Origin of the sequence: Rhodococcus sp. YL-1 (assembly GCF_001942025.1) — a bacterium.
Lineage (GTDB): Bacteria > Actinomycetota > Actinomycetes > Mycobacteriales > Mycobacteriaceae > Rhodococcus_F > Rhodococcus_F qingshengii.
This window is the reverse complement of the sequence record NZ_CP017299.1, coordinates 4,378,903-4,396,497: the sequence shown is the minus strand read 5'-3', so window position 1 is coordinate 4,396,497 and position 17,595 is coordinate 4,378,903. Positions and strand designations below refer to the sequence as shown.

The following is a 17,595-nucleotide window of genomic DNA, read 5'->3' as shown; positions in this document are numbered from 1 at the left end:
TTGCCGCATGGCACCAGAGAAGAATTCGGCTTCGAAGAAGCAGAGCTCGTCGATCAAGCACCGCGGGCCGGTTCAGCTTCGACGCAAGCGCAAGGACGAGAAGACCACGACGGATCAGCGCTTGCTCGACAAGCGCGGACCCACGGATTGGGTACACACCGATCCGTGGCGTGTGCTGCGTATCCAGAGCGAATTCATCGAAGGTTTCGGCGCACTCGCCGAGGTCCCGCGTGCGGTGACGGTGTTCGGTTCGGCCCGCACCACGGTCGATCATCCCGAGTACCAATCCGGGCGCGAGCTGGGAACGGCGTTGGCCGAGGCCGGGTACGCCGTCATCACCGGTGGTGGGCCAGGAGTGATGGAAGCTGCCAACCGCGGTTGCAGCGAGGCCGGCGGGTACTCGATCGGCCTCGGCATCGAGTTGCCGTTCGAGCAGGGACTCAACGAGTGGGTGGATCTCGGAATCAACTTCCGGTACTTCTTCGCACGCAAGACGATGTTCGTGAAGTACTCCCAGGCATTCATCTGCCTGCCCGGCGGCTTCGGAACACTCGACGAGCTGTTCGAGGCACTCACCCTGGTCCAGACCCACAAGGTCACGCGCTTCCCGATCGTCCTGTTCGGTACCGAGTACTGGTCCGGACTCGTCGACTGGATTCGCGGCACCCTCGAGCGGGACGGCAAGATTTCCGAAGGTGACGTGAATCTGCTGCACGTCACCGACAGTGTGGAAGAAGCAGTACGAATCGTCCTCAACGCCGACAAGGGCGTCGACGAGGCCGCAGATCTGGGGAAAGAAGAAGAATGGTGACCGATTCCGACAAGAAGTACTCGATCTGCGTCTACTGCGCGTCGGGTCCGGTGGACGAATCGTTCCTGGCATTGGCGTCAGAAGTGGGAACCGCGATCGGTCGACGCGGATGGCAGTTGGTCTCGGGCGGTGGCAACGTGTCGATGATGGGCGCTGTCGCCGAGTCCGCTCGCGCGGCGGGTGCCTGGACCGTCGGCGTCATCCCGAAAGCCTTGGTGCACAAGGAAGTTGCCGACGTCGACGCCGACGAACTGATCGTCACGGACACCATGCGCGAACGCAAGAAGCTGATGGAAGACCACGCCGACGCGTTCATCACGCTGCCCGGCGGAATCGGGACGCTGGAAGAGTTGTTCGAGACGTGGACAGCCGGCTACCTGGGAATGCACGAGAAACCTGTCGTGATGCTCGATCCCGTCGGCCACTTCACCGGCCTGCTCGAGTGGTTGAACAAGCTCGACGGGACCGGCTTCGTCGGGCGTCAGGCGCTGGACACTCTGCTGGTGAGGACGGACGTCGAGGCCGCGCTCGACGCGTGCGTCAAATCCTGATCAGACGCGTGCGTGAAACCCTGACCTGGGGCATGGCGGGCTTTATTACCGTGCAGTAAGGTGGCCGCAGACTGGGCGGCCGAATGGGCGCCGGATACGTGTTAGGGGAGCCATGAGTTCGGAAGCCCGTTCGACCGTCGGCCTGCTCGATCTGGCGGCAAAACTGCCGTCGATGATCACCGAGGTGCCGATCCTGGCGCGGGGGGCCGCCGGGCTCACCCGTAAGCCTTCGGCCAAGGAATCGATCGGGTTGATCTTCCAGAAGGCCGCGCACGCGCACCCGTCGCGCCCGTTCATCCGGTTCGAGGGCCACGCGACCAGTTACGCGGAAGCCAACGAACTGGTGAACCGCTACGCGGACGTTCTCCGTGGTCGAGGAGTCGACCGCGGAGACGTCGTCGGAGTGCTGGCAAAGAACACTCCCGAAGCGCTGCTGATCGCCTTGGCCGCGGTAAAACTCGGCGCGGCAGCGGGCATGCTGAACTACAACCAGCGCGACGACGTTCTGGCACACAGCCTTACGCTCCTCGACGCGCGGGTCCTGGTGGTCGCCGACGAGTGCGAAGAAGCCCTCGAATCGTTGCCCGCCGGATTTAGCGGACCGAACCAACTTCTCGTCAGCGAACTCGCGGATCTGGCGAAGACAGCTGATCCGTCCAACCCCGCGGTCACCGCCGAGGTGCTGGCAAAGGAGAAGGCGTTCTACATCTTCACCTCGGGCACCACCGGAATGCCCAAGGCCAGCTTGATGACTCACTTCCGTTGGCTGAAGTCGATGTCGGGCCTCGGGTTGATGGGCGTGCGCTTGCGCGGCTCGGACACCCTGTACTGCTGCCTGCCGCTCTACCACAACAACGCGTTGACGGTCTCGCTGTCCTCGGTGCTCGCGTCCGGTGCGACAATCGCGATCGGACGTCAGTTCTCGGCCTCGCGGTTCTGGGACGACATCGCACTGAACAAGGCGACCGCGTTCACCTACATCGGCGAACTGTGCCGCTATCTGCTCAACCAGCCGGTCAAGCCGACCGACAGCGACAATGCTGTTCGGCTGATGGTGGGTAACGGTCTGCGCCCTGAGATCTGGGCCGAATTCACCCAGCGGTTCGGCATACCCCGCGTCGCCGAGTTCTACGGTGCGAGCGAATGCAACATTGCGTTCGTCAACGCACTCAACGTCGACAAGACGGCCGGCATCTGCCCGTTGCCGCACGCCGTCGTGGAGTTCGACGAGGACACCGGAAAAGCGTTGCGTGGAGCCGACGGTCGACTCCGCAAGGTTTCCACGGGTCAGGTCGGACTCCTGCTGTCGAAGGTCACCGACCGGGCGCCTTTCGACGGTTACACCGACGAAGCGGCGAGCAACAGCAAACTGGTACGCGGCGGATTCAAGGACGACGACACCTGGTTCGACACCGGAGACCTGGTGCGCAAGCAGGGATGGGGCCACGTCGCCTTCGTCGACCGTCTCGGCGACACCTTCCGTTGGAAGGGAGAGAACGTCGCCACCACGGAGGTCGAGGGCGCGCTGAGTTCGCACCCGGCCGTCGAGGAAGCAGTTGTCTACGGCGTCGAGATTCCGGGCACCGACGGTCGCGCGGGCATGGCGGCAGTCAAGCTGCGGGACGGTCAAAGCTTGGAGGGAAGTGAAGTCGCGGCACACCTCTACGGCAAGCTCCCCAACTACGCGGTCCCGCTGTTCATCCGCATCGTCGACTCACTCGAACACACCAGCACTTTCAAGTCGCGCAAGGTGGAATTGCGCAACGAGGGTTACGACGTCGGCGCCGACACTCTGCACGTTCTCGAAGGCCGCGAGGGTGGTTACGTGGACTCGTACGACGAATACGTCGGAAAGGTCGCGGCGGGCTCGGTACCCAAGGGCTAGACCGAGTTCCGTCATGCCAGTATGAGTGGCATGTCTTCACTCCCCGGTTCTACCGCGCAGCCAGGTCCGGCGCCCACCCTGTGTGGGCGTCCGGTCGCGGTCGACCGTGCACTGGTGATGGCCATCGTCAACCGCACTCCCGATTCCTTCTACGACCAAGGCGCGACGTTCTCGGATTCGGCAGCGATGGCTGCCGTCGACAGGGCCGTCGACGAGGGCGCCGATCTGGTGGACATCGGGGGAGTGAAAGCTGGGCCCGGTGACCTCGTCGACGCCGACGAAGAGGTCAGGCGAGTCGTTCCGTTCGTCGCCGCGATCAGAGCCAAGTACCCCGAGCTGATCATCAGCGTCGACACCTGGCGGAGCGGCGTCGCGCGGTTGGCACGCGTCGAAGGCGCCGACCTGATCAACGACACGTGGGCGGGTGCGGATCCCGACCTCGTCCTGGTTGCTGCCGAGACTGGTGCCGGGATCGTCTGCTCGCACACGGGTGGCGCGGTTCCGCGCACCCGCCCGCATCGTGTCCGCTACGACGACGTCGTCGCAGATGTGGTCACCGAGGTCGTGTCGGCGGCAGAGCGCGCCCTGGCACTCGGGGTTCCGCGTGACGCGATCCTGATCGATCCCACCCACGATTTCGGTAAGAACACCTTTCACGGGCTCGAGTTGTTGCGGAAAGTGGACGTTCTTGTAAACACCGGGTGGCCAGTGCTGATGGCGCTGAGTAATAAGGACTTCATCGGGGAGACTCTTGGTGTGGAGCTTTCCGAGAGGTTGGAGGGAACATTGGCAGCGACAGCAATGGCCGCGGCGGGCGGCGCCCGGGTGTTCCGTGTTCACGAGGTGGCGTCCACCCGTCGAGTCGTCGACATGGTGGCCGCGATCCAGGGACGCCGTGCCCCGGTACGTACGGTTCGAGGTCTGGCATGAGCATCACCGGTGCGGGCCCGACCCGCGTATGGGCAGACGCCAACAGTTGGGACCATCCGAGTTGGACGGTCGCCGAGCTCGAACGGGCGAAGGGTGGCCGAACCGTCTCGGTGGTGTTGCCCGCACTCAACGAAGAGGACACCGTTGCCGCGGTGGTCGACACCATTCATCCGTTGCTCGGTGGCCTGGTCGACGAGTTGATCGTTCTCGATTCCGGTTCGACCGACAGAACCGCCGAGCGTGCTCGCGCTGCTGGAGCAACGGTGATCAGTCGTGAGAGCGCGGTCCCGTCCATCCCGCCGACTGCGGGCAAAGGTGAGGTGCTCTGGCGTTCGGTCGCCGCAACGACCGGTGATCTGATCGCATTCGTCGACTCCGATCTCATCAATCCCGATCCGGCGTTCGTGCCCAAACTGCTGGGGCCACTGCTCACGGTTGACGGCATCCATCTGGTGAAGGGCTACTACCGCCGTCCGCTGCGCGTGAGCGGCACGGAGGATGCCAACGGCGGCGGGCGAGTCACGGAATTGGTTGCGCGGCCCATGTTGGCCGCGCTGCGGCCGGAACTCACGTCGGTACTGCAACCGCTTGGCGGTGAATACGCGGGCACCCGTGAGCTGCTGTCCGCTGTCCCGTTCGCGCCCGGCTACGGCGTCGAGATCGGTTTGCTGCTCGACACGTACGACACGTTGGGGCTGGCGGCGATCGGTCAGGTCAATCTCGGCGTGCGCAAGCATCGCAACCGGCCGCTCGCCGACCTCGGCGTGATGAGCCGGCAGATCATCGGAACGATGCTCAGGCGGTGCGGGATCGAGGATTCGGGTGCCGGGTTGACCCAATTCCTGGTCGACGGCGATTCTTTCGTGCCCGAGACCACCGAGGTTTCGCTACTCGATCGACCCCCGATGAATTCGATAGTGCGCACCGCGGGGGTCTGACCGCTCACACTCGGGTATGGGAGTATCGGTCCATGATGACGATCCTCCTGTACCTGATTGTCATGGCTCTGGTCGGCGCGATGATCTTCCTCGCCGCCAGCGCTGTGTTCGGGCGCTCGGAAGAGCTGCCGCCGCTGCCTCCTGGCACGACGGCGACCGTACTCCCGGCAGAGGACGTCACCGGGGCGGATGTCGACGCGCTGCGTTTTCAGCAGGTGCTGCGTGGCTACAAGGCGAGTGAAGTGGATTGGGCCCTGCATCGCCTCGGGTTGGAAATCGATTCTCTGCGTGCACAACTGGGCCGTGACGAGCGGTCTGAGGTCCTGGTGAAAGCGGATGCTCCGGACAAGGCCGAAGCATCGCAGGAGGAGCCTGAGACCGTATCCGAATCGAAGGATTCCCAGGGCTGATGGCCGACGGACTCGTTCGGTGCGGCTGGGTGGTCGAGACGCCCGGCGACACGCTCTACCGCGACTATCACGACGAGGAGTGGGGGCGTCCGCTGCACGGGCGCGACGAACTGTTCGAACGACTCGCCCTCGAAGCATTCCAATCGGGACTTTCGTGGATCACGATTCTGCGCAAACGCGAGGCGTTCCGCGAAGCCTTCGACGGGTTCGATCCGGACAAGGTCGCAGCGTACGGAGTTGCGGATGTCGAGAGATTGCTCTCCGATGCCGCGATCGTCCGCAATCGCGCGAAGATCGAGGCGACGATTTCCAACGCCCAAGTGCTCGTGAATTCGCCCGATCTGGACCTCGATTCGTTACTCTGGTCGTTCTCGCCGCCTCGACGCACCAGAAGACTGACATCAATTGCAGAGGTTCCCGCGGTCACTCCCGAGTCGACTGCCATGGCTAAGGAACTCAAGCGGCGCGGGTTCAAGTTTGTGGGTCCTACCACGGCTTATGCGCTCATGCAGGCCACCGGAATGGTCGATGATCACGTGGCTGATTGCTGGGTTCCGGCGCAGGTGTGACGGACGACTGAACACCCCTAAATGTGACTCAGATTCCCGGTTCCCGCATCCATAGGGAACAATGGAGGGTACGAGCCTCGCTGATTGTTGGCGGGGCGCACCGTTAGTCGAGGCGCAGAGCAATGCAGCGCAGATCTGGAGGGAGCAGAGGATGGCGGCCATGAAGCCCCGGACCGGGGACGGTCCCCTCGAAGCAACCAAAGAGGGACGAGGAATCGTCATGCGGGTTCCACTCGAGGGTGGCGGACGCCTCGTCGTCGAGCTGACCCCGGATGAAGCTGCAGCGCTCGGTGTGGAACTCACGAACGTCACCAGCTAGTCGGGTCCAGGTTGTAGCAGTACGAACAACAGCACGTGATTGCACGCAGGCTCCGTATCCGTTTCGGTACGGGGCCTGAAGTGTGTGCGCACCGCCGGTAGCCGAAAGGACGGATCAATGCTTGCCGCCGTGATCGATCTTCTGTCCTGCCCGCAGTGTGCTGCTGATCTGGAATTGGTGGACGGCGCCGCCGAGTGCGACCGCGGACATCGATTCGATATCGCTCGCCAGGGTTACGTGAGCCTGATCAGTGGCGGTGCCACGAAGTTCACCGGCGACAGTGCCGAGATGATTGCCGCGCGTGCACGATTGCTCGGCGCCGGCCACTTCGGCCCGCTGATGGATGCCGTCACCCGGGCCTGCGCGACGACGGCGAGGTCGGATCCCGCGCGGATCGTCGAAATCGGCGCAGGCACAGGACAATACCTCGCACACGTCGTGGATTCGCTGCCTGATTCTCGGGCGATAGCCTTGGACGTGTCCAAGTTCGCGGCCCGGCGTGCCGCGAAGGTCCACGAAAGAATCGGTTCGATCGTCGCAGACGTCTGGCAACCACTGCCCATTCGCGGCGGAGCGCTCTCTCATGTGCTCTGTGTGTTCGCTCCTCGTAACGGTCCGCAGTCCCATCGAGTTCTCGCCGAAGACGGCGCTCTGGTGGTCCTGACGCCCACCGACAGGCATCTGCGCGAGCTGATCGACATTCTCGCGATGGTCCGGGTCGACGACCGCAAAGTGGAACGTCTCGAATCGTCGATGGCCGGATACTTCGAGCGTGTGAGTAGCGACGAGGTCGAGTTCACGATGTCACTCTCACACCAGGACGTCCTCGACTTGGTGGGGATGGGACCGTCGGCGAGACACCTGACGCCCGCCGATCTGGCTGCCGCCGTGGAGAAGCTGCCACAGCCGAGTACCGTCACCGCGTCGGCGACGGTCTCGACCTATCGCAAGATCTGACGCGGATCAGCGTCTCGTGACGGCGTCCGCGTAGACCTCGAGCGTCTGCTTGGCGATTTCGGCCCAGGAGAACTCGTCGATCGCACGGATCCTGCCCGCACGACCCATCGCGTCGGCGCCTTCTCGGTCGGCGACAACGGCATTGACGGTGGCCGCGAGCGATTCCTCGAACGCGTTCGGCTCGTAGGCGTTGTAGTGCACGAGTCGACCGGTGACGCCGTCGGCGACCACCTCGGGGATGCCGCCGACGTCGGAAGCGACCACGGCGGTCTCACACGCCATGGCTTCGAGATTGACGATCCCGAGGGGTTCGTACACCGAAGGGCAGACGAATACCGTTGCTGCCGAAAGTATTTCCCTGATCTGCTCGGTCGGGAGCATCTCGCGCACCCAGTAGATATTGCCCCGGTGCCGGGCGAGTTCGGCCACCGCCTTCTCCGTCTCGGCGGCGATCTCCGGCGTATCGGGAGCGCCGGCGCACAGCACGAGCTGAATCTCCGGGTCGAAGTGGTGGGCTGCCGCGACGAGGTGCCCGACGCCCTTCTGCCTCGTGATGCGTCCGACAAAGGCCACGATGGGTTTTGCCGGGTCGACGCCGATCGACGCGAGTGCGGACTGTGCTCCCGGCGCAGATCCCCCGGGATGCCATACCTCGGTGTCGATTCCGTTGCGGACTACGTGAACGCGACTCGGATCGACAGCGGGGTACGCGTCGAGGACGTCGAGTCGCATACCGGAACTGACGGCGATGATCGCGTCTGCGTGCTCGACGGCGTTGCGTTCGGACCACGACGAGATCCGATAGCCGCCGCCTAGCTGTTCGGCCTTCCACGGGCGTCTGGGCTCGAGTGAGTGCGCGGTGAGGATGTGCGGCACGTCGTAGAGAGCCGACGCGAGATGCCCGGCCAGTCCGGTGTACCAGGTGTGGGAGTGGACGATGTCGACACCGGCCGCGGCGTCCGCCATGCGCAGTTCGGTGGAGAGCGTCGTCAGGGCCGGGTTGGATCCGGCGAGAGCGGGGTCGGGAGAGTGGACGATCACGCCTTCGCGCGGGGCGCCCATGCAGTGCACGTCGACCTCGCACAGCCGTTTCATCTGAGCGACGAGCTCGGTTACGTGTACTCCTGCGCCGCCGTAGATCTCCGGCGGGTATTCCTTGGTCATCATCGCGACTCGCACGCGCTAAACCTAACCGCCCGTGGTCGATCCGGCTACCGATCACGTTATCCTCGACCGTTCGGAGGGGGACACGATCGGACCTCTCGGACTGCTTCGCTAGCGGGAGTTCACCAGTGCGGATAGGTTAGCGGTGTGAGAAGCCAGCCGCATGTGCTTGGAATCGTGCTCGCCGGGGGCGAGGGCAAACGCTTGTATCCGCTGACCGCGGACAGAGCGAAGCCCGCAGTGCCCTTCGGAGGTGCATATCGACTTATCGACTTCGTGTTGAGCAACCTTGTCAACGCGGGATATCTGCGTATTTGTGTGTTGACGCAATACAAGTCACATTCACTCGACCGCCACATTTCGCAGACGTGGCGATTGTCCGGGTTCGCGGGTGAGTACATCACCCCGGTCCCGGCCCAGCAGCGGCTCGGGCCGCGCTGGTACACCGGCAGTGCCGACGCAATCCTGCAGTCGCTCAATCTCGTTTACGACGAGGACCCCGAGTACATCGTGGTTTTCGGTGCCGACCACGTGTACCGGATGGATCCGGAACAGATGGTTCAGCACCACATCGAATCCGGGGCAGGCGTGACGGTCGCGGGTATTCGTGTACCGCGAAGTGAGGCTTTTGCTTTCGGCTGCATCGACAGTGACGAGTCCGGACGCATCACCCAGTTCCTGGAAAAGCCCGCCCATCCTCCCGGGACACCGGACGACCCCAATTCGACGTTCGCGTCCATGGGTAACTATGTGTTCACCACCAAGGTACTCGTGGACGCCATCCGCGCTGATTCAGAGAATTCCGATTCCGATCACGACATGGGCGGCGACATCATTCCCGCCTTGGTCGCCGCGGGTGAGGCGTCGGTCTACGACTTCAAGGACAACGTCGTTCCCGGTGCCACTGATCGAGACCGCGGCTACTGGCGTGACGTCGGTACCCTCGACGCCTTCTACGACGCTCACATGGACCTGGTGTCGGTGCACCCGATCTTCAATCTCTACAACCGTCGCTGGCCCATCCGCGGCGCCACCGAGAATCTCGCGCCCGCAAAGTTCGTGAAGGGCGGACTCGCGCAGGAATCGGTGGTCGGTGCTGGGTCGATCCTGTCCGCGGCGACCGTGCGCAATTCGGTACTCAGTTCCAACGTGATGATCGAGGACGGTGCGACCGTCGAGGGCAGCGTGCTGATGCCGGGTGTGCGCATCGGCAAGGGTGCCGTCGTACGGCGAGCGATCCTCGACAAGAACGTCGTCGTCGGTGACGGCGAAATCATCGGCGTCGATCTCGAACGTGACCGCGAACGATTTGCCGTCAGTCAGGGTGGCGTCGTCGCCATCGGTAAGGGCGTCTGGATCTAGAGCTTGCTCGCGCAGAGGAGGCCGTCACCGAGGGGGAGGAGGACTCGAATGAGTCGCTCGTCCTCGGTCACGGCCTTTGCCGCTTCTCGGACCGCAACCGTTGTCGCGTCGCGTGCGGAGCTGTCGGCAACGCGGCCGTCGGCCAGGGCGTTGTGCAGAACGATGACACCGCCGGAGCGCAGCAGGCGGACACCTTCGCGGACGTAGTGCGGGTGGTCGATCGCGGCGCAGTCGACGAATACCAGGTCGTAGCCGCCGTCGGCGAGCCGGGGAAGCACGTCGAGAGCCCGTCCGTTGATCAGGCGAGTGCGTGCCGGAGCGATTCCGCTTTCGCGGAAGGTCAGCTTGGCGGCCCGCTGGTGTTCGGGTTCACTGTCGATCGTGGTCAGGACGCCGTCGTCGCGCATTCCGTGCAGAAGCCACAGGCTGCTCACGCCGGCTCCGGTACCCACCTCGACGGCCGTCTTCGCGTCGAGCATCCTCGCGAACATCGCGAGCGTCGCACCGACGGCGGGCGTCACCGGATGGGCTCCGAGATCCAGCGCTCGATCTCGCGCCGCGGTCAAAATCTCGTCCTCGGAAACTACGTCCTCGACGTGGCGGAGTATCTGTTCGGCGTGGGTCACGCTCATGAGGTTATCGGGCGGTTCGGATTGTCGCTGCAAGGCGCGCAGTCACCAGGATTCTCAGGAATCCCTCAGGCTCCTCATATGGCGTGCACACCGCGATGAGAAAAGGTGTATACATCGCCGGATCGAAGATCGCACGGCGGTATCGATTTCTACCAAGTTGATCTTTCGCAGCTCGGTGATCGGGAACAAATCACAGCATCGGCTGGTTCTCCCGAATATCGCGCATCACGTGATTCGGACAACGCGGTGATCGAACTACGCGATCCCGAGCAGGAGGATCAACTTATTTACCAGGTCAACGACGAGCCTCGCCCTCGAGAGTCGGAAGTTTTGACGACGGAATCGGCTGTGGATTCCGAATTGATCGGCACTGCTGTGTTCGATGCAACTGGTGAGAAGTCCTCCATGCCGTCTTGGGACGAACTCGTGCGTCAGCACGGTGACCGGGTGTACCGCCTGGCCTACCGGTTGTCAGGCGATGCCCAGGATGCCGAGGACTTGACGCAGGACACCTTCATCCGGGTGTTCCGCTCGCTCTCCGATTATCAGCCCGGAACTTTCGAGGGCTGGTTGCACCGCATCACCACAAACCTGTTCCTCGACATGGTTCGCCGACGCAATCGCATCCGTATGGAAGCGCTGCCCGAGGACTACGACCGCGTTCCCTCGCCCGGTCCCGACCCCGAGCAGATCTACCACGACGCGCGCCTCGACGCAGGTCTGCAAGCCGCACTGGACTCGCTCGCACCTGAATTTCGTGCCGCTGTCGTGCTCTGTGACATCGAAGGTCTGTCGTACGAGGAAATCGGTGCCACACTGGGAGTGAAGCTCGGAACGGTTCGTAGCCGTATCCATCGTGGGCGACAGGCGATTCGTGATCATCTGGCAGCGCAGCGCGCAGCCGAATCCGAACTCGTCGGTTTCTGACGGTCGGGTTCGAGCTACAGAGCGGGACGTGGTCAATCACCTGGAGGGACGAATGACGGAGGCGCGGGCACATCGCCAGTTCGGTTCGACCGAACATCTGGCCAGCGAGGCAATCGCTGCCTACGTCGACGGAGAACTCCGAATGCAGGCCTACTTGCGGGCCTCGCATCACATCTCGATCTGTGCCGAGTGCGCTGCGGCCGTCGATGCTCAGCAGCAGGCACGTGGTGCGCTGCGTCGAAGCGGCGAGATGACGATGCCGTTGTCCCTGGTGGGACTTCTCAGCCAGATTCCTTCGTGCAACAGTCCGACTACCGGGCCGAATTCGGAAAACGCCGACAGTTCCGTCGGTAATCAACCCGCCGGCTTCTCCACCATCAGCAAGAGGTTGTCCCGTCGCTGGCGCAAATGACGCCGCGCGCCAGCTTCCCGGCGCGGATCAGTGATACTGGACCATGTGACTGACGGAAAAAGGGGGCACTCCGGAGTGAGTTCGGATTCTTCGGCAAACGGTTCGGTGGACAGACCGGCAGATGCGCCGGTTCTCGACCCCCGTCCGGTCTATCGACCCCAGATCGATCCGGCCTCGCGCCAGGTGTTCGGTCGGCCGAGTGGAGTCGAGGGCTCGTTCACTCCGGTGGCCGCGCGATCGACTTCGTCCTCCGATGTCGTGATCGGGACTCCGGACCCGGTTCTGGCCGAAGCGTTCGGTCGACCCGCAGACGCCACCGAGTCGATCGGTCGCGATCCCGATGCGACGGCGAACAACACGCCCGACGAAGAACCGCCGCGTGATCCGTGGCGTGATCCTGAATCCGCCGTCTCGCTCGGCAAGCCCGCAGAGTCCGAGGCGCCGGTGCAGTTGCCTCCCGCCCAGAAACTCGACGTGCGTGAGCTGTTGTTCGGTCGCAAGGTCGCCCCCTCGGCACTGGCCGCGCTTGCGGGCATGGCGCTTGTCATCGCTCTCGTCGGTGGGTTGCTTGCCACTGTCATCACTGCCGATCGCAGTTCACTCACCAGCTCACGTGTCACGCTCGTTCAATCCGGCGGTGGGGAACAGCCGGAGTCTCAGGTGGCGAAGGTCGCCGACGCGGTACTGCCATCAGTGGTGTCGATTCAGGTCGCCGTCGGCGACCAGGGCAGCACGGGTTCCGGTGTGGTCATCGACGGCGCCGGATACATCGTCACCAACAACCACGTGATCTCCTCGGCCGTTCCGCCCGCTCAGGACGCGAAGATCCAGGTGATCTTCTCCGACGGAACCAAGACCGACGCCCAGATCGTCGGACGTGACGTCAAGACAGACCTCGCAGTGCTCAAGGTGTCGGCGAACAATCTGACGGTCGCTCAGCTCGGAAAATCCGAGGATGTTCAGGTGGGCGACGACGTCGTCGCCGTCGGCTCACCGCTCGGATTGAGCAAGACCGTCACCCGCGGAATCGTCAGTGCACTGAACCGGCCTCTGCGGTTGTCGGGTGAAGGCACCGACACCAACGCCGTCATCGACGCCGTCCAGACCGACGCGGCGATCAACCACGGCAACTCCGGTGGTGCGCTCGTCGACGACGAAGCCCGCGTCATCGGCATCAACACCGCAATGCTCAGTGAGTCCGGCGGTTCGGTCGGGCTCGGCTTCGCGATTCCGATCGACACGGTGACCGAGGTGGCGCAGACCATCATCCGCGACGGCAAGGTTCATCACCCCGACATCGGCGTGAATGCCCGCACCGCGGTCAACGACGCGACCAGTGGTGCGGCAGTGGCCAATGTCCGCGACGGCAGCCCCGCTCAACGTGCGGGGATCGTCGAGGGGGACGTCATCGTCAAGGTCGGTGACCGACCGGTGACAAGCGCCGACGAATTGGTGGTTGCGGTCAACGCGACGACCGTCGACCAACCCGTCAACGTTCAGTTGATCCGCGACGGACGGCAGGTCGACATTTCGGTCACGCCGGTGTCGGACTGATCGGCCCCTGCGATCTTCCTGTGAGGTTGATCCGGACATGCGCGCACCGAGCGAGCACACAGTAGGCTGACCCTGTGTTTGGCAACATCGGTTGGGGCGAGTTCATGATCCTCCTCGTAGCGGCTCTGGTCATCTTGGGACCTGAGCGGCTTCCTGGTGCGGTCTCCTGGGTCACGAAATCTCTGAGGCAGGTGCGCGAATATGCTTCGGGCGCTTCCAATCAGCTCAAGGAAGAACTGGGCACCGATTTCGAGGATCTGCGTAAACCGCTCGCAGATCTGAACAAGCTGCGCGGAATGACGCCGCGCGCTGTGATCACCCAGCACCTCCTCGACGGCGACGACTCCATCTTCACGGGCAACTTCGACAAGAAGCCGCAGAGCGGAGTGCAGGAGCCGAAGACGCTGTCGAAGGACAAGCCACTCACCGCCGGCGAACGTCCTCCTGTGGACTTCGACGCCACCTAGATTCGACATACGCAAGGGCGCCTGTCACCGATCGGTGACAGGCGCCCTTCCGTATGAGGGGGTTCTACAGGTTGCGAACCGTGTTGATACCGAGCGACATTCCGGCCAGCCCGCGCTGACGGACGGCCAACTTGTCGGCGATGTCCTTGAGTGCGATGGCTGCGGGTGAATCGGGAGCGCTGAGGACGATCGGCGTCCCGGCGTCGCCTGCCTCGCGGACGGACGGATCCAGCGGGATCTGTCCGAGAAGCGGAACCTTGGCGCCGACGGCCTTCGTGAGGCGATCGGAGACGGTCTGCCCGCCGCCTTCGCCGAAGACGTCCATACGGGTGCCGTCGGGAAGTTCGAGCCAGGACATGTTCTCGACGACGCCGGCGACGCGCTGGCGGGTCTGCAGGGCGATCGCGCCCGCGCGCTCGGCGACCTCTGCAGCAGCCTGCTGCGGTGTGGTGACGACCAGGATCTCGGCGCTCGGGATGAGCTGAGCCACCGAGATGGCGATGTCACCGGTGCCGGGCGGCAGATCGAGCAGCAGCACGTCCAGATCGCCCCAGAACACGTCGGCGAGGAACTGCTGGAGCGCGCGGTGCAGCATCGGTCCGCGCCAGACGACAGGTGTGTTGCCCTGGGTGAACTGCGCGATGGAGATCATCTTCACGTCGTGGGCGACGGGCGGCATGATCATGCGCTCGACCTGAGTCGGCTTGGCGTCGGTGCCGAGCATGCGGGGGATCGAGTGGCCGTAGATATCCGCGTCGAGTACACCCACGGACAGTCCGCGCGCGGCCATTGCTGCCGCGAGATTGACTGTCACGCTGGACTTTCCGACTCCGCCCTTGCCGGAGGCCACGGCGTAGACGCGGGTGAGTGAACCGGGCTGGGCGAACGGGATGACGGGCTCGGCGGAATCGCCGCGAAGCGACTTGCGAAGCTCGGTTCGCTGAGCGTCGTCCATGACGTCGAGTTCGACGCGAATCGCGCCGACCCCGGCGACATCGGCGACGGCCTTGGTGACGCGTTCGGTGATCTCGGTGCGCATCGGGCAGCCGGCGGTCGTGAGATAGATGCCGATGTCGACGCTGTTGTCACTGGAGAGGGAGATCCCCTTGACCATCCCCAGTTCGGTGATGGGTTTGCGGATCTCTGGGTCCAGAACTCGCGCGAGCGCGGAGCGAACGTCGGACTCGGTCAGTACAGACATGACTCCATGGTAAGTCCAGGTAGGTCAGTGGATGCGCGGCAGGTCCGATGCGGCGGGCACGATGCCGGTGGAGTACCCGAGCGACCAGGCCAGAACGTTGGCGACGTAGGCGGCCGAGTTGTTGTAGCGGTGGATGGCGGAGGCAACCTGGGTGACGTCCTGCATGTTGAGTCCGCCGTCGCACAGGTACTTGCCGGTGGTCAGTGCGGAGTCGAAAAGGTTCTGCGGGTCGGCGATTCCGTCACCGTTGCCGTCACCGGCGTATTGGTTCCACGTGGACGGGATGAACTGCATCGGGCCGACTGCGCGGTCGTAGACGGTGTCGCCGTCGAGGGCGCCGCCGTCGGTGTCCATGATGACGGCCTGGCCGGGGAGGCTGCCGTTGAGTGGCAGGCCGATCACGGGCTTGTAGAGGTTGCCGTTCGCGTCGGCGTCCTTGCCGTCGTTGGCGTGGCCGGATTCGACGCGGCCGATTCCGGCGAGGAGCGTCCAGTGCATGTTGCAGTTGGGCTTCTCGACAGCGAGGATTCGCTCGGCGTTCTGGTAGGCGGCGACGCTCACGCTCGGGATTCCGAGTGCTCCCTCGGCCATCGAGGCGGGGAGCGGGGGAGTGGCCTGCACGGGAGCCAGCGGCGCGGGTTCCGGCGCGGGGGCGGGAGCCGGCTCGGCGATTGCTTCGACGGCGGGCAGAATCTGCGCCTGCGGTTCCTGCGTGGCTTGTGCGGCGGTGTCCACCGTTTCGGCGGAGCTGGTGTTGAAGAACGGGACCTTGGGAGCGGCGCCGGCCGTGTTGGCTGCGGTGACGAGTCCGATAGGGATGAGTCCGGTGAGCGCGATGACCGAATTTCGACGGATGTGCGAATCTGTCTTCTTGCTGTGCCGACCCACTGTTTATGCCTCCTGAACCTCCGCGAGGAGGTTTTCCGTTCAACTGACGGAGTCGAGGCTACCTGATTTGTTGCGTTTCCGTTATTCAACCGTGATCTAGAAGGGCAGTTTGGGGCATATGCACTGTTCTTTCGTGATTTTTCGGTTACAGAGCGGGCATGCCGGGCAGGCCTGGGAAGAACGGCACGAATGCCGGAGCCGGGGCCGGAGCGGGCTCCGGTGCGGGTGCGGGTGCCGGTGCCGGTGCGGGCTCCGGAGAGGGGGCGGCGGGTGGAGAGGATTCCGCGGGAGCCGCGTCGGTGGTGGCGGGTGCCGTGGCGGCCACTGCCATGCCCGGGATCGTGCACGGCAGAAGGATGCCGTCCTGCAAGGCGTCGAGGGCTGCGGGGTCCGGAAGGATCACACACATGTCGTCGGGCCAGCGCCATCCCTCGGCCGTCAGAATCGGCCACACGAGACCCCGTGAGGTGAGGACGGGGAGCGGGATGATCGGACCGGGAGCTGCGTTCCGGGCGGCGTTGGGTCCCGGAGCGGGGCTGGTCGGCATGACGCCCGGCGGGATCAGGGCCTGGATCTCGGGTGAGAGTGCAGGCATGTCCGGCAGACCCGGGAAGAGGGGAGTGGTGGTCGGGGTCGGCGTCGTCGACGCTGATTCCTTGTCGCCGGCCGCCGGATCGGTAGCCGCAGCCGCGGCGAGTACGGCCGAAGCGGCGGAGTCTGCCGAGGCGGCGGCGTTGATCGCGGAGCTTCCGGTGTTGATGCCCGAGGTGTACGGCAGCTGACCGGAAGGAATGACACCGTTCTTGTATGCCGTCGACCACATGATCACGTTTGCTGCGTAAGCGGCCGAGTTGTTGTATCGCAGAACAGCTTTGGTCTCCTGGGCGACATCGCGCAGGTTGAGTCCGCCGCTGCAGAGGTACTTCGCTGCCGAGAGTGCCGCATCGAAGACGTTGTTGGGGTCCTTGATTCCGTCCCCGTTGCCGTCGCTGGCATATCCGGCCCAGGTGGCCGGAATGAACTGCATCGGCCCGACGGCGCGGTCGTGAGTGGGGTCGCCGTCGATTGCGCCCTTGTCGGTGTCCCGAATGACTTCGTTGCCTGCCAGCCGTCCGTCGAGGACGGGGCCGAGGATCGGGGTGACCGTCGTACCCACCGAGGTCGTCTTGCCGCCGTTGGCGTGACCGGATTCGATGCGTCCGATGCCGGCCAGAAGATGCCAGGGGATTCCGCATCCCGGTGCCTCGGTCATCATCACCAGCTCCGCGGAGCGGTACGCGTTCAGGACGATCTCGGGGATGCCCAGAGAGGTGAGGACGACGGCCGCGGCGTTGGGCGCTGCCGGGGCGCCGGCGACCGTATCGCTGGGCGGGGCCGATCTTTGCGTTCGGACCGTGCGGGGCGTCGGGAGGAAGTCGACAGAGTCCGGCTGCGCAATCGAGGCGGAGCCCGCCAGTGCGATCGGAACCTGTGACCCTCCGGTCGGTGCGCTTCCGGCAGTGAGGGCCGCTGGACCTGTGACGACGAGCAGTCCCCCCACCAGTGTGGATGCTGCAATCATTCCGCGTACTCGCACGATTCCCCTTTGCTGGCGCTCCCGCTCCGGAGTACCCACCGT

At 64.2% G+C, this 17,595-nt stretch carries 19 protein-coding genes; 14 read left to right on the top strand and 5 right to left on the bottom strand.

From position 1 onward, the window contains the following. Positions 1 to 7 precede the first annotated feature (7 nt). The 9 genes from BH682_RS20215 (at position 8) to BH682_RS20175 (ending at position 7,370) form a co-directional block, all read left to right on the top strand. Positions 8 to 811 carry a TIGR00730 family Rossman fold protein gene (locus tag BH682_RS20215; RefSeq protein ID WP_003945176.1) on the top strand — a complete coding sequence of 268 codons (804 nt, stop codon included), beginning with the start codon at positions 8 to 10 and terminating at the stop codon, positions 809 to 811. Further along, the gene (locus BH682_RS20210; protein WP_042923356.1) at positions 805 to 1,362 is read left to right on the top strand and encodes a TIGR00730 family Rossman fold protein; all 558 of its coding nucleotides are present in this window, start codon (positions 805 to 807) and stop codon (positions 1,360 to 1,362) included. Before BH682_RS20215 ends, BH682_RS20210 begins: the two co-directional genes overlap by 7 nt. Before the next feature lie 112 nt (positions 1,363 to 1,474). Next, positions 1,475 to 3,247, top strand: coding sequence for a long-chain-acyl-CoA synthetase (locus BH682_RS20205; protein WP_003945170.1), 1,773 nt, complete (start codon positions 1,475 to 1,477; stop codon positions 3,245 to 3,247). Between the two features lie 30 nt (positions 3,248 to 3,277). Next, entirely contained in the window at positions 3,278 to 4,177 is a 900-nt protein-coding gene (gene folP / locus BH682_RS20200; RefSeq protein WP_050656816.1) for a dihydropteroate synthase, read from the top strand. Further along, positions 4,174 to 5,115: a glucosyl-3-phosphoglycerate synthase gene (locus BH682_RS20195; protein ID WP_003945188.1), complete on the top strand. Its 942-nt coding sequence runs from the start codon at positions 4,174 to 4,176 to the stop codon at positions 5,113 to 5,115. Before folP ends, BH682_RS20195 begins: the two co-directional genes overlap by 4 nt. Before the next feature lie 32 nt (positions 5,116 to 5,147). Next, the gene (locus tag BH682_RS20190; protein ID WP_007736086.1) at positions 5,148 to 5,525 is read left to right on the top strand and encodes a DivIVA domain-containing protein; all 378 of its coding nucleotides are present in this window, start codon (positions 5,148 to 5,150) and stop codon (positions 5,523 to 5,525) included. Continuing rightward, positions 5,525 to 6,094 carry a DNA-3-methyladenine glycosylase I gene (locus BH682_RS20185; protein ID WP_075833893.1) on the top strand — a complete coding sequence of 190 codons (570 nt, stop codon included), beginning with the start codon at positions 5,525 to 5,527 and terminating at the stop codon, positions 6,092 to 6,094. Before BH682_RS20190 ends, BH682_RS20185 begins: the two co-directional genes overlap by 1 nt. A 151-nt stretch (positions 6,095 to 6,245) precedes the next feature. After that, positions 6,246 to 6,413: a DUF3117 domain-containing protein gene (locus BH682_RS20180; RefSeq protein ID WP_003945169.1), complete on the top strand. Its 168-nt coding sequence runs from the start codon at positions 6,246 to 6,248 to the stop codon at positions 6,411 to 6,413. Between the two features lie 117 nt (positions 6,414 to 6,530). Beyond that, positions 6,531 to 7,370 carry a putative RNA methyltransferase gene (locus BH682_RS20175; RefSeq protein WP_075835395.1) on the top strand — a complete coding sequence of 280 codons (840 nt, stop codon included), beginning with the start codon at positions 6,531 to 6,533 and terminating at the stop codon, positions 7,368 to 7,370. 6 nt (positions 7,371 to 7,376) lie between these two features. Here the strand turns inward: BH682_RS20175 and glgA are convergent, their stop codons facing one another. Then, entirely contained in the window at positions 7,377 to 8,549 is a 1,173-nt protein-coding gene (gene glgA, locus BH682_RS20170; protein WP_075833891.1) for a glycogen synthase, read from the bottom strand. A gap of 132 nt (positions 8,550 to 8,681) precedes the next feature. Between glgA and glgC the strand changes: the two genes are divergently transcribed. Beyond that, positions 8,682 to 9,896, top strand: coding sequence for a glucose-1-phosphate adenylyltransferase (gene glgC, locus BH682_RS20165; RefSeq protein ID WP_003945185.1), 1,215 nt, complete (start codon positions 8,682 to 8,684; stop codon positions 9,894 to 9,896). On the opposite strand, the gene BH682_RS20160 is transcribed toward glgC, so the two are convergent. Continuing rightward, the gene (locus BH682_RS20160; RefSeq protein WP_007736091.1) at positions 9,893 to 10,528 is read right to left on the bottom strand and encodes an O-methyltransferase; all 636 of its coding nucleotides are present in this window, start codon (positions 10,526 to 10,528) and stop codon (positions 9,893 to 9,895) included. The genes glgC and BH682_RS20160 overlap by 4 nt on opposite strands. Positions 10,529 to 10,858: 330 nt before the next feature. Between BH682_RS20160 and sigE the strand changes: the two genes are divergently transcribed. The 4 genes from sigE (at position 10,859) to tatB (ending at position 13,888) form a co-directional block, all read left to right on the top strand. Further along, the gene (gene sigE, locus BH682_RS20155; RefSeq protein ID WP_029255812.1) at positions 10,859 to 11,455 is read left to right on the top strand and encodes an RNA polymerase sigma factor SigE; all 597 of its coding nucleotides are present in this window, start codon (positions 10,859 to 10,861) and stop codon (positions 11,453 to 11,455) included. A 52-nt stretch (positions 11,456 to 11,507) separates the two neighbouring features. Beyond that, positions 11,508 to 11,867: a hypothetical protein gene (locus BH682_RS20150; RefSeq protein ID WP_003945180.1), complete on the top strand. Its 360-nt coding sequence runs from the start codon at positions 11,508 to 11,510 to the stop codon at positions 11,865 to 11,867. Between the two features lie 30 nt (positions 11,868 to 11,897). After that, on the top strand, positions 11,898 to 13,421 hold the full coding sequence (locus BH682_RS20145) for a S1C family serine protease (RefSeq protein WP_411561151.1): 1,524 nt from the start codon (positions 11,898 to 11,900) through the stop codon (positions 13,419 to 13,421). Between the two features lie 74 nt (positions 13,422 to 13,495). Continuing rightward, positions 13,496 to 13,888, top strand: coding sequence for a Sec-independent protein translocase protein TatB (gene tatB, locus BH682_RS20140; protein ID WP_003945177.1), 393 nt, complete (start codon positions 13,496 to 13,498; stop codon positions 13,886 to 13,888). 64 nt (positions 13,889 to 13,952) lie between these two features. Here tatB and BH682_RS20135 read toward each other — a convergent pair whose 3' ends face one another. The 3 genes from BH682_RS20135 to BH682_RS20125 all read right to left on the bottom strand — a co-directional run bounded on the left by BH682_RS20135 (position 13,953) and on the right by BH682_RS20125 (position 17,553). Continuing rightward, positions 13,953 to 15,089: an Mrp/NBP35 family ATP-binding protein gene (locus BH682_RS20135; RefSeq protein WP_003945178.1), complete on the bottom strand. Its 1,137-nt coding sequence runs from the start codon at positions 15,087 to 15,089 to the stop codon at positions 13,953 to 13,955. Between the two features lie 24 nt (positions 15,090 to 15,113). Beyond that, entirely contained in the window at positions 15,114 to 15,977 is an 864-nt protein-coding gene (locus BH682_RS20130; protein ID WP_003945171.1) for a lytic transglycosylase domain-containing protein, read from the bottom strand. A gap of 145 nt (positions 15,978 to 16,122) precedes the next feature. Beyond that, positions 16,123 to 17,553: a lytic transglycosylase domain-containing protein gene (locus BH682_RS20125; RefSeq protein WP_047268997.1), complete on the bottom strand. Its 1,431-nt coding sequence runs from the start codon at positions 17,551 to 17,553 to the stop codon at positions 16,123 to 16,125. Positions 17,554 to 17,595: the final 42 nt, after the last annotated feature.